This window comes from Mariprofundus micogutta (assembly GCF_001895085.1).
In the GTDB taxonomy this organism is placed as follows: Bacteria; Pseudomonadota; Zetaproteobacteria; order Mariprofundales; family Mariprofundaceae; genus Mariprofundus; species Mariprofundus micogutta.
The window spans coordinates 83,069-95,101 of sequence record NZ_BDFD01000001.1 but is presented as its reverse complement, the minus strand read 5'-3'; the positions used below and the strand labels follow the sequence as shown (position 1 = coordinate 95,101).

The window sequence follows — 12,033 nt, the reverse complement described above, 5'->3', positions numbered from 1 at the left end:
TTCTATTGAGAATGATGCAGGGTCTTGTGGAGGTTCGTATGAAATATATTCGCTTCTTTGAAGAGCTGGGGCTATCCGATGTTGCACTCGTCGGCGGTAAGAATGCCTCGCTTGGTGAGATGTACTGCAACTTGACAGAGAAGGGGATCAAAATCCCCAATGGTTTTGCCACCACAGCCGATGCCTACTGGCACTATATCGAATATAACAATCTCAAAGATGATATTGCCAAAACTCTGGAAGGGCTTGATACGCATGATATGAAGAAGCTGGCTGAATGTGGTTGTCATCTGCGCTCCATCATTGCCCATGCCACAATGCCTGATGACCTTGAGACTGAAATCGTTGAAGCCTATCAATTATTGGTGCAGCAGTATCACGAGCGGCCACTGGCGGTATCTGTCCGCTCATCGGCAACGGCTGAAGATTTGCCGGATGCATCATTTGCCGGGCAGCAGGAGAGTTATCTTAATGTGCGTGGTAAAAAGAGTGTCGTGGAACATATTAAACAGGTTTATGCCTCATTGTTTACCAATCGCGCCATCTCTTACCGGGTTGATAAGGGCTTTGACCATTTGAAAGTCGCTCTCTCTGCCGGTGTTCAGAAAATGGTGCGCAGTGATCTGGCATCGGCTGGTGTGATGTTCTCCATTGATACGGAATCGGGTTTTAACAATGCCGTGTTCATTACCAGTTCTTACGGGCTGGGTGAGAATGTAGTGCAGGGCAGTGTCAGGCCTGATGAGGCCTATGTCTTCAAGCCACTGCTGAAAGAGGGATACAGAGCCCTGCTGGGCCGCACACTGGGCGAGAAGGCCATCAAGATGGTCTATTCCGAATCGATGAAACATCCGACCAAAAATGTGCATGTGCCGTTGGAAGATCAACGTGTCTATTGCCTGAGTGAAGATGAACTATTAAAGCTGGCTAACTATGCGGTGATTATTGAAGAGCATTATTCTGAACTTGCAGGACATCTGCAGCCGATGGATATTGAGTGGGCCAAGGATGGTAAATCAGGTGAACTGTTCATTGTACAGGCAAGACCTGAAACTGTGCATTCGAGACGTGATTACCATGTGATTGAATTCTACAAGTTGAAAGAGATCTCAGCGATTCTTGCTCAGGGCAAGAGTGTGGGAGGCAAAATTGCTACGGGCCGTGCTCGCGTGATCAAGGATGTATCACAGATTGAAGAGCTGGAACCGGGTGAGGTGCTGATTACCGATATGACTGATCCTGACTGGGAACCGATCATGAAGAGCGCTGCAGCCATTGTTACCAATCGCGGTGGTCGCACTTGCCATGCCGCGATTATTTCCCGTGAGCTTGGTTTGCCGGCAGTTGTGGGAACTGGCAGTGGCACAGAAACCATTGTTGATGGTGATATGGTGACGGTTTCCTGTGCCGAGGGGGAGACCGGTTTCGTGTACGCTGGTGAACTGGGCTTTAAGCTGAAGAGAGTCAATGTGGGGGAGCTGGCCCGTCCAAAAACTAAAATTATGATGAATGTTGCCAGTCCTGATCGTGCTTTTGACTTCAGTGCTATCCCCAATGATGGCGTGGGTCTGGCGCGTTTGGAATTTATCATTAATAACAGTATCGGCATTCATCCCAATGCTATTCTGGAGCTTGAAAAGATCATTGATGCCAAGGTGAAACGGGAAATTCGCAGACGAGCCGAAGCTTATGATTCGCCGGTTGATTTCTATGTGCAAAAGCTTGCTGAGGGAATCGCGATGATTGCTGCAGCATTTTATCCGAAGAAAGTGATTTTCCGGATGTCCGATTTTAAATCGAATGAATATGCCAATCTGCTTGGCGGTAAACCGTTCGAACCTGAGGAAGAGAATCCGATGATCGGTTTCCGGGGAGCATCGCGTTATTACTCAGATGCCTTCAGGGAGGCATTTGCGCTGGAGTGCAGGGCAATGCGTCTGGTGCGCGAGGAGAAAGGGCTGAAGAATGTCTGCCTGATGCTACCGTTTACACGCACACCGACGGAAGGGCAGAAGGTATTGGACCTGATGGCCGAGTTCGGGCTCAAGCGAGGTGAGGATGGATTGCAGGTTTATGTGATGTGCGAAATTCCGGCCAATATCATCGCAGCAGATGCATTTCTCGATATCTTTGATGGCTTCTCAATCGGTTCCAACGATTTGACTCAGTTGACGCTGGGGGTGGACCGGGATTCAGCTCTTGTAGCTCATGTATTCGATGAGCGGGAACCAGCCATGCTTGAGATGTTTAAAATGGCCATAACCGCCTGTAAGCGGCGAGGGAAATATATCGGTATATGCGGGCAGGCCCCGTCAGATTATCCCGAGATTGCTGATTTCCTTGTTCGAGAGGGTATTGAGTCGATGTCTCTGAATCCGGACAGCGTTCTGGAAACGACGATGCGAATTCTTGAGGTGGAGAAGGAGAAACAGGACTAAGGCTGATCGCTGCCTAGTGTGACCTCAAAACAGGCACCGTTTCCCGGCTCCGAGATATAACGCACATCGCCATGGTGTTGTTGGGCAATTTTACGGACCAGAGAAAGCCCGAGCCCGATACTGCCATGTTTTTCTTTTCCGGATCGAGCCTGATAAAACGGTTCAAAGATACGTGTCTGTTCCGATTCAGGAATGCCGGGCCCATCATCACATACCCGGATTACAGCGTATTCGGAGTTGCCACTAATGGAGACTGAAATGGGGGCTTCTACAGCGTAACGTTGACCATTCTCAAGCAGGTTGCGTAGTAAGCGGCGCAGCATTAGCTCATCTCCCATAACTGTAGCGGGAGCTCCTGAAATATCACTTTTGTAACTGGCTCCAACTTCCGCAGCCAGAGCGAGAAGGTCGACCTGTTCAAAAGGTTTGACTGAACTGTTGGCATCCAGCTTACTGGCTAGCAATAGTTCATCGACCAGATCATCCAGTTCAGCAATATCAGCTTCCAATCGACTCTTTGTTTCAGCAACAGAAGTTGTATCTATCAATTCAATAGCCATACGCATGCGCGTCAGTGGGGACCTGAGTTCATGTGATGCGCCACTGAGAACATGCTTCTGAGCTTCAATCAGTTTCTCAATCTGCTCAGCGGTGTGGTTGAAGCGCGATGCCAGCGTTGCTATCTCATCCTTGCCGTTGATCTTCGCTCTGGCTTTCAAGTTACCCTGGCCGAATGCATCGACCTGCTTCTGCAACTGTTCCAGACGACATGTTAACCGCCTGGCAAGCGGATAGGCTGCTAAACCGAGCACAATCAATAGCATGGCAATGATAACAAGGGGGATGGGGAATGGTTTGTTGGCGTTGGAAACAATCAACCAGCGACCATCATTCAGGCGCATGGAAAAATTGTTCATGTCATGGTCGTGGTTATGATCCCAGCCATCATTTTTCCGCTCTTTCGGCAGTGGCAGGCGGCTGCCGGATGAAATGACATGTTTGCCATCACGATTATAGAGACTCAGTTTTACCTCGAATGTGCTGGCCAGCTTATTTATCTTTTCGCGCAACACCTCAGTTGGCAGTTGTTGTGGAAGTGATTCACTTATCAACAGGCTCAGACCCGCCTTAAAACGGGCTGGTTCATTACCTTCCGACATTGTTTTCCAGGCCAGACCTGCAAGCAATGCAAACAGGATGAGTCCGCCGAGAAAGGCGAAATAGATTTGCAGGTAGAGTTTATGGCGCATATCCGGACCCATCAATCCTGCTGTCTGGCGAAAACATAACCTGTGCCGCGAATGGTAAGAATTCGGCGGGGTTTTTTAGGGTCGTCTTCAATATGTGAACGGATGCGGGAGATGTGCACATCAATACTGCGATCAAAAGAGTCCAGATCATGACCTTTAAGTTCATCCATAATCTGATCCCGGCTCATTACGCGGCCAGCGTGTCTGGCTAAAATTGAGAGTAGATCAAACTGGTAAGCAGTAAGGTTGATTGTTTGACCATCCAGACTGGCGGAATGCGCATCTTCATGAATTTCCAGTCGTCCAAAATGAAGAGCTGCAGAGTTTGAGCTGTGTTGAGCACGGCGCAGTATGGCTCTCAATCGGGCCAGTAGTTCGCGAGGATTAAACGGTTTTGGCAGGTAGTCATCGGCACCAATCTCCAGACCGATGATTCGGTCCATCTCATCACCACGTGCCGTTAACATCAGTACGGGAAGTGCTGAGAACGCTCTGAGCCTTCGGCACACTTCAAACCCATCCATGTCAGGCAGACCGACATCAAGGATCAGGGCATCAAAGGACTCTCTCTGTAGTCTGCTTAGCCCATCGTTTCCGTTTGCACAGGTGACAACATCCATTTGCTCAGCCGACAGATAGTCGGAGAGCATCCCGGACTGTTGTAGATCATCTTCGATCATCAGGATTTTAGGCATAGTCTCATCTTACCCCTAGTCATGCTGCCAGCCTATATTTGAACCGGCAGTATGACCATATTCCTGCTGATTGCCGTTAGTGAAGACGGTGTAAGCCATCTTTCGCGTGCTCTGCCAGTTGCTGCCTCTGCTCCGCTGTCAGAACATCAGCAATATCGGCTAGCATCTGTACCAGCTCCTGACTGTTCCGGTTAAGCAGCTCAAATGTTGAGAGGCGAACATTTTCCAGTTCCGCTCTGTTGATGTTCTCTTCGGTAAGCAGTCTGGTAAACGCTTTGCGACTGTCCATCAGCTTATCCTTGCCTGATTGCAGACGAGTTGCATAACTATCGGTGATGGATTTGATCTGTTGAGCCTGTTCATTGCTGGCATCGACATGATCAATCAATCGATCAGTCATCTTGTCCATGCGCTTGCTTAAGTCCGCTTCACTCCAGTGATGGTCTCTGTGATGGAAGCCGGCGTATCCGCAGTCGGGTCCGAATGCAGCCCCAGCCAGCCATACAACTCCAATGATGGCCAGCACTCCGAACAGTATTCGTCCACAACTTCTACGTTTTCCACAATGCTCCCGTTTACATGTGTGCCCAGAATCCTGTTGCTCATGTTCTTCTGCTTCCTTGTTCATCGTTTGCCTCCTGTGAATCGGGTTCTTCTCTGGAACCACAGGATGAATGTTAGAAACAGACTGTTTCGCTAAAATTTCCGCTTTGTAAAGTTTTGTTAAGGAGATGATGATTTATTGGCTCCTGCCGGAAAACAGTTCGCAAAAGCAAAATCACCCCGGGGCAACTCTCTCTGCCACTTCTCGCGACAATCACCTCGCATCGTTTCTTTTTCTTACAAACCAGCCACTTACGTGGCTTGTTTGTAAGCTCGTCATGAGCTGTACGGAAACAATGAATATATCAGCGTTTGCTTAACGGCTTAGGGGATGAGTTGTTTGCTTAGCTCGTGTTTGCGTGATTCGGGTATTTCGCGCCAGTCGATATCGAGAATTGCACCCTCTAATGCCCATAGCAGATTCAGTGTGGCGTTGGGGTGTATGGATTTGATCATGTGGTAGGCGGCAATAGCGCCACATGCTTTCAGGTCGTTGAGATTATAAACCTCTATCTCCCTCAACCACAGGCGGGAAACCTTGCCGATGTTTCTCATTTTTCAGTTAGATCGAATGCGGCTGTTGCAAGTTGTTTGCCGTTGATGATCACAGCCAAAGCATGGCGTCCCGTATAATAACGTCGGGTGGAGATGAATTTAAACGAGTGTGAACGTGAAACATGTTTTATCTGCTCAGCGTAGTCGGCTTCAGATATTTTGAACACCTTACGTGCCTGTTTGCCATTGGCTTTCATAAAGTCGATGGCGTATTCGATGCGCAGTTTGCCCAGCTGTTTGTCTTTGCCTTCAACCGTGAAGGAGAAAGGAAGCTGATCACCGGATTTTACTGATTCCGCAACCTGAAGCTTGCCGATGTCGATATGAGTCGGGTCGCTGAACCCGAACAGGCGAAGTACTTCAGCATGCCCCCGCTTGAGTAGTGTGCGACTGGCATGTTTGAGTATCCAGTTGGTTTTATTGCATTTGCCCATGCGAGTGCGCAGCAACTCAATCAGAATATCCGGATTGTCTTTTGAAATGTCGTTTAAATTATTGGCCACGCTGCGGGGAACGTATTCGGAGTCATCTTGCATCAGCTTTTCAATCACGTTCAGGACAGGTCCGGGGTCCTTTTTGAATTCAGGCAGAGCCATGGCCCATGGCAGCCTTGGTCTGCAGCCTTCGCTTGCCAACCTGCGCACATGTTTGTTATCCGACTCAGCCCAGATCTGCATCTGCTTCATCATCCGGTTCCCGTAGCGGATAATGAATGGACGCACTGCCAGTTCGGAGGAACTGAACTGTGTCATGTGTTCAAGTGCATCAATGGAGGCCTCGAAGTCATCCATGCCGTATAACTCGGCGAAAGCTGGAAAAAACATGGGTTCAAAGCCACTGAATCGTTCACAAGCCGTTTTTAGAATCTGCAATGCCTGAGGGTAATCATCGGGGAGAAAAGGGCGCAGTGATTCAGCGATGTGGGTCATACGGGATTTTAGTTCCCGTGTTTGCCATTGTTCATCGAAAACCGTCTGTTTGAAACCCGACAGTTCAAAAGCAGGGTAGTTCTCCCTGATCGCTTCTCCCACCTGATCAATCAGGGCTTCGCTATACAGGTTCTTTAACGGTTCAGGCATGCAGCATAAGATAGAGCGCATCATTGCCTGATGTAAGAGGGAAAGTGAATGAAGCTTGTAAACCTGAGTGAGATCAAACCTGAAGGCCTCTCACACGATGCTGATATTATGAAGCGAGTGTTGCTGGGTGAATCAGAGTTGCCGGGTTCGGTACGCTTATCACATGCCGTATTCAAACCCGGACAAAAGGCGTCTGCGCATAAACATACTGATTTGTATGAGGTGTTTTATCTGCTTGGTGGTACGGGAGTGATTACTGTTGATGGAGTATCGCAGCCATTGGAGAAGGGGAGCTGTATCCGCATTGACTCCAACGAAGAACATGAACTGGTCAATAACGGTGATGAAGAGATGACTGTACTCTATTTTGGATTGAAAGGAGAATGATGTAACAAGGGGCGGAAAAAACAAAAAAGGCGGACCGAAGGCCCGCCTTTTTCGCGAAGTTGAGACTTCTTATTTGTAGAAATCGATCATGGTTTCCAGAGATTTTGGAGTGATCTTGGAAGCATTACCAGCTGAACCAAATGCTTCAAAACGAGCTTTACAGATGTCTTTCATTGCATCTTTAGCAGCTTTGAAGAATTTACGTGGATCGAAGTTGGATGGGTTTTCCTGCAGGTGACGGCGAACCGCACCGGTAGAAGCCATACGCAGGTCAGTGTCGATGTTTACTTTACGAACACCGGATTTGATGCCTTTAACGATCTCTTCAACAGGTACACCGTAAGTTTCGCCCATTGCGCCACCATATTCGTTAATGATAGCCAACCAGTCCTGTGGAACAGAAGAGGAGCCGTGCATAACCAGATGGGTGTTAGGCAGTGCAGCATGAATTTCTTCAATGCGGTCAATACGCAGAACTTCGCCTGTTGGTGGCTTGGTGAACTTGTAAGCGCCGTGAGAAGTACCAATCGCGATAGCCAGAGCATCAACGTTGGTCTGGTTAACGAAATCAACTGCTTCGTCAACGCCGGTCAGCAGCATATCCAGATCCAGCTTACCTTCAGCGCCATGGCCGTCTTCTTCACCCATTTCGCCAGTTTCCAGTGAACCCAGGCAACCGAGTTCGCCTTCAACAGAAACACCACCGGCATGAGCCATATCAACAACGTTCTTGGTAACAGCAACGTTATATTCAAAAGAAGCCGGAGTTTTGCAGTCTGCTTCCAGAGAACCATCCATCATCACTGATGAGAAGCCTGACTGGATTGAGCGCAGACATACTGCAGGCTCAGAACCGTGGTCCTGATGCATAACAACCGGGATATGAGGATACTGCTCAATTGCTGCATCAATCATGTGACGCAGGAAAGGCTCGCCTGCATAACCGCGGGCGCCGGCAGAACCCTGCATGATAACAGGTGAGTCTACTTCGTTAGCAGCTTCCATGATCGCATGAACCTGCTCCATATTGTTTACGTTGAATGCTGGCATGCCATAGTCGTTCTCAGCAGCATGATCCAGTAGTTGTCGCAATGAAATGAGTGCCATTTCTTCCTCCTTATGTTTTTAAGCGGGCCTGTAGCCCAAAATTACTTGCCTTAACGTTGACTCTTCCGAGTCGTTAAATCAAACCTTTAGCAATTACGGATACAGTCGCCTACCGTGACTACTTTCAGTGTGTTCGTTGCTCCAGCTTTACCCATTGGTGTGCCCAGCGTCATAATGACCATGTCTTTTTCATCAACCAGTTCATCATGAAGCATCACAGAAAGAGCTTCCCTCGTTGCGACAGGGGCATCAGTTTCTGAGTAGTTACCCGAAACAGGTTTCGGAATCACGTTGCGGTATAGCGTCACCTTGCCTGCAGTTTCTCCCATTGGAGTCAGTGCATAAATCGGCACAGGTGAGATATGACGGGACATGTACAGGGCCGTATTTCCACTTTGTGTGAAAGCTGCGATTGCCTTGATATCCATGAAGTTGGAAACCTCCATAGCCTGACGCGCAATACACTCATCGATCGAATGTGGTGGAAAGTGAGGGTCACGTGTTTGAGTTGAAGGCATGATATGCTGTTTCTCAGTTTCGATGCAGGTGCGATGCATGGCATTCACAGCTTCAACCGGATATTTACCGGCAGCGGTTTCACCGGAAAGCATGATTGCATCGGTACCATCAATAACAGCATTGGCTACGTCGTTCACTTCAGCTCTTGTCGGGATCGGGTTTTCACACATCGATTCCATCATCTGAGTCGCGACAATCACTGGTGTGTTGTATTTAGGTGCCATGCGAAGCATGCGCTTCTGCACAGGTGGCACTGCTGCATCACCAATTTCCACACCCAGATCACCACGGGCCACCATGACTGCATTGGAACTCTCCATGATGGATTCCAGGTTGCCTGATTCAACAGCCTCAGCGCGTTCAACCTTGGCTACCAGGCCGGCACTGCTACCTTCTGCTTCGACGAGAGAGCGGGCATAATCCATATCAGCACCGTTACGAGGGAAAGAGATTGCAATATAGTCCACGCCAATCGCGCAGGCTGTCTTGATATCTTCCTTGTCCTTGTCGGTCAGTGCTGCAGCAGAGAGACCGCCACCAGCACGGTTAATGCCCTTGTTGTTCGACAGTACGCCGCCAACAATCACAGTACAGTGAATTTCCTGACCGATCACATCATCAACATCCATGACAAGCAAGCCGTCATTAAGCAATAAACGTGCGCCCGGCACGACATCACTAACCAGCTCTTTATAGGTTAGGCCAACGCGCTCATCATCACCGTCATCCAGACTCATTGCACCATCAAGAATGAATTTCTGACCCGGTGTAAGCATGGTTTTTCCGGTTTTGAATTTACCGCATCGGATTTTCGGACCCTGCATATCAGCCAGAATGCCGACGCAAACACCATTATTCCTGGCTGCATCTCGTACGAGGTTGGCACGATTCTGATGATCTTCGGGTGAACCGTGTGAAAAGTTCAAGCGAACAACATTCACACCGGCTTTAATCAACTGGTCCAGGACCTCTGGAGATTCAGAGGCCGGACCGAGTGTTGCTACAATTTTAGTTCTACGAAATTCTGTCACTTAAGCGGCACGCTCCTCGAGCATTGTAACCGCAGGTAGAGCTTTACCTTCGAGGAACTCAAGGAATGCGCCGCCACCAGTAGAAATGTAAGAGACTTTGTCTGCGATATCGTATTTATCAACAGCTGCCAGCGTGTCACCACCACCCGCGATTGAGAAACCGTCAGACTCAGCAATGGCCAGTGAGATGGTCTTGGTGCCTTCACCGAATTGATCGAACTCAAACACACCTACAGGGCCGTTCCAGACGATAGTGCCGGCATTGCGGATAATTTCAGCCAGAGCTTCAGCAGAATCCGGACCGATATCGAAAATCATATCGTCATCCAGGCATTCGTCTGCAGCTTTCAGGGTTGCTTCAGCAGTAGGGGAGAACTCTTTGGCACAAACGATATCAGTAGGCACAGGGATGCTGCCGCCATTGGCTTCAGCATCTGCAGTCAATCGTTTGCAGGTATCAATCAGATCCGCTTCATACAGGGATTTACCAACCGGCAGACCAGCAGCAGCAATAAAGGTGTTGGCGATGCCGCCACCTACAACCAGCTGATCCACTTTAGTGGAGAGGGATTCCAGTACAGTCAGTTTGGTAGAAACTTTAGAGCCGCCAACGATAGCAACCATCGGGCGAGCCGGATTATCCAGTGCTTTACCGAGTGCATCGAGTTCGCCAGCCAACAGAGGGCCAGCGCATGCTACAGGTGCGTAAGTGCCTGCGCCGTGAGTAGAGGCTTGGGCACGATGTGCAGTACCGAATGCATCCATCACGTAGATGTCGCACAGTGCAGCGTACTTTTTGGAGAGCGCTTCATCGTTTTTCTTTTCGCCGGCATTGAAACGTACGTTTTCCAGCAGAACTACTTCGCCATCAGCAACATCGAAGCCACCGTTCAGATAATCACGGATCAGACGAACCGGTTTACCGAGAATGCCGGAAATATGGTCAGCTACAGGCTGTAGGGAGTTTTCTTCGCTGAATTCGCCTTCAACAGGACGACCCACGTGCGACATCAACATCACTTTAGCGCCTGCATTGGCTGCATGCGTGATAGTTGGCATGGATGCACGGATACGGGCATCAGAAGTTACTTTGCCATCTTTGATTGGCACATTCAGGTCTTCGCGGATCAATACGCGCTTTCCGGCCAGATCGAGGTCGGTCATTTTGATTACGGACATTCTCTACTCCTTCAGATAAATATTCATAGCCTCATACAAACAGGTGACAAGGTTATGACATTAGGTTGTTCAACAACGTGTAAACGTTTGTCGCTGCCGGCTTGGCTTAGAAACTCAAACGGGCAATGACAAACGTGGGAGCCGAAGCTCCCACGTTGATTAAGATTTATGCTACGTGACGAACCAGGTTCATCATGTTGCAGGTATAGCCGTATTCGTTGTCATACCAGGCAACGAGTTTGACGAATGTGCCGTCAAGAGCGATACCAGCGCCAGCATCAAAGATTGATGAGTTCTTGCAACCACGGAAGTCAGTAGAAACAACTTTCTCGTCGGTGTAACCCAGAGTAGCGCTCATTTCGCCTTCAGAAGCAGCCTTCATAGCAGCACAGATATCATCGTAAGAAGCGTCTTTTTCCAGCTCACAAGTCAGGTCAACAACAGATACGTCTGAAGTAGGCACGCGGAACGCCATACCAGTCAGTTTACCGTTCAGTTCAGGAAGAACCACGCCTACCGCTTTAGCAGCACCGGTAGAAGACGGGATGATGTTTTCCAGAATACCACGGCCACCGCGCCAGTCTTTCATCGAAGGACCATCAACAGTTTTCTGGGTAGCAGTAGCAGCATGAACAGTAGTCATCAGGCCGCGTTTGATACCGAAGTTGTCGTTGATAACCTTAGCCATTGGAGCCAGGCAGTTGGTGGTGCATGAAGCAGCTGAAACGATAGCCTGACCAGCGTAGTCGTTATGGTTAACGCCATAAACGAACATTGGAGTCTCGCTATCTTTAGCTGGAGCGGACTGAACAACTTTCTTGGCGCCGGCATCAATATGAGCCTGGCAAGATTCAGTTGTCAGGAAGAAACCGGTACAGTCGATAACGATATCTGCGCCAACTTCATCCCATTTCAGATCAGCAGGGTTGCGCTCAGCAGTCAGACGGATGTTTTTACCATCAACTACCAGGTTATTGCCTTCAACAGAAACATCACCGTCAAAACGGCCATGAACTGAGTCGAACTTCAGCATGTATTCCAGGTAATCAGCGTCCAGCAGGTCGTTAATACCTACAACTTCCATGTCGGTGAAGTCCTTTGCGATAGCGCGGAACACCATACGGCCAATGCGGCCGAAACCATTAATACCAATTTTAATTGTCATATTGTTTTCCTCTCCTCTCCGTATT

At 49.0% G+C, this 12,033-nt stretch carries 11 protein-coding genes; 2 read left to right on the top strand and 9 right to left on the bottom strand.

From position 1 onward, the window contains the following. The first annotated feature begins 38 nt into the window (after positions 1–38). Positions 39–2,438, top strand: a complete 2,400-nt coding sequence (gene ppsA, locus MMIC_RS00485) for a phosphoenolpyruvate synthase (RefSeq protein WP_265331356.1) — start codon at positions 39–41, stop codon at positions 2,436–2,438. On the opposite strand, the gene MMIC_RS00480 is transcribed toward ppsA, so the two are convergent. The 5 genes from MMIC_RS00480 to MMIC_RS00460 all read right to left on the bottom strand — a co-directional run bounded on the left by MMIC_RS00480 (position 2,435) and on the right by MMIC_RS00460 (position 6,620). After that, complete coding sequence (locus MMIC_RS00480) at positions 2,435–3,700, bottom strand: sensor histidine kinase (protein ID WP_072658362.1); 1,266 nt, start codon at positions 3,698–3,700, stop codon at positions 2,435–2,437. The two genes, ppsA and MMIC_RS00480, sit on opposite strands and share 4 nt — an antisense overlap. Next, on the bottom strand, positions 3,700–4,383 hold the full coding sequence (locus MMIC_RS00475; RefSeq protein WP_072658361.1) for a response regulator transcription factor: 684 nt from the start codon (positions 4,381–4,383) through the stop codon (positions 3,700–3,702). The genes MMIC_RS00480 and MMIC_RS00475 overlap by 1 nt, the downstream gene beginning before the upstream one ends. Positions 4,384–4,459: 76 nt before the next feature. Beyond that, complete coding sequence (locus MMIC_RS00470; RefSeq protein ID WP_072658360.1) at positions 4,460–5,011, bottom strand: Spy/CpxP family protein refolding chaperone; 552 nt, start codon at positions 5,009–5,011, stop codon at positions 4,460–4,462. A 299-nt stretch (positions 5,012–5,310) separates the two neighbouring features. Continuing rightward, the gene (locus tag MMIC_RS00465; protein WP_072658359.1) at positions 5,311–5,541 is read right to left on the bottom strand and encodes a TfoX/Sxy family DNA transformation protein; all 231 of its coding nucleotides are present in this window, start codon (positions 5,539–5,541) and stop codon (positions 5,311–5,313) included. Next, positions 5,538–6,620 carry a DNA alkylation repair protein gene (locus MMIC_RS00460; RefSeq protein WP_072658499.1) on the bottom strand — a complete coding sequence of 361 codons (1,083 nt, stop codon included), beginning with the start codon at positions 6,618–6,620 and terminating at the stop codon, positions 5,538–5,540. Before MMIC_RS00460 ends, MMIC_RS00465 begins: the two co-directional genes overlap by 4 nt. A 48-nt stretch (positions 6,621–6,668) precedes the next feature. Here MMIC_RS00460 and MMIC_RS00455 point away from each other — a divergent pair, with 48 nt between their 5' ends. Continuing rightward, on the top strand, positions 6,669–7,007 hold the full coding sequence (locus tag MMIC_RS00455; RefSeq protein WP_072658358.1) for a cupin domain-containing protein: 339 nt from the start codon (positions 6,669–6,671) through the stop codon (positions 7,005–7,007). Positions 7,008–7,076: 69 nt separating this feature from the next. Here the strand turns inward: MMIC_RS00455 and fba are convergent, their stop codons facing one another. The 4 genes from fba to gap all read right to left on the bottom strand — a co-directional run bounded on the left by fba (position 7,077) and on the right by gap (position 12,008). After that, positions 7,077–8,114, bottom strand: coding sequence for a class II fructose-bisphosphate aldolase (gene fba, locus MMIC_RS00450; RefSeq protein ID WP_072658357.1), 1,038 nt, complete (start codon positions 8,112–8,114; stop codon positions 7,077–7,079). 86 nt (positions 8,115–8,200) lie between these two features. Continuing rightward, positions 8,201–9,664: a pyruvate kinase gene (gene pyk, locus MMIC_RS00445; RefSeq protein ID WP_072658356.1), complete on the bottom strand. Its 1,464-nt coding sequence runs from the start codon at positions 9,662–9,664 to the stop codon at positions 8,201–8,203. Then, positions 9,665–10,843, bottom strand: coding sequence for a phosphoglycerate kinase (locus tag MMIC_RS00440; protein ID WP_072658355.1), 1,179 nt, complete (start codon positions 10,841–10,843; stop codon positions 9,665–9,667). It abuts the gene before it with no gap. 166 nt (positions 10,844–11,009) lie between these two features. Then, positions 11,010–12,008: a type I glyceraldehyde-3-phosphate dehydrogenase gene (gene gap / locus MMIC_RS00435; protein ID WP_072658354.1), complete on the bottom strand. Its 999-nt coding sequence runs from the start codon at positions 12,006–12,008 to the stop codon at positions 11,010–11,012. Between the last annotated feature and the right edge of the window lie 25 nt (positions 12,009–12,033).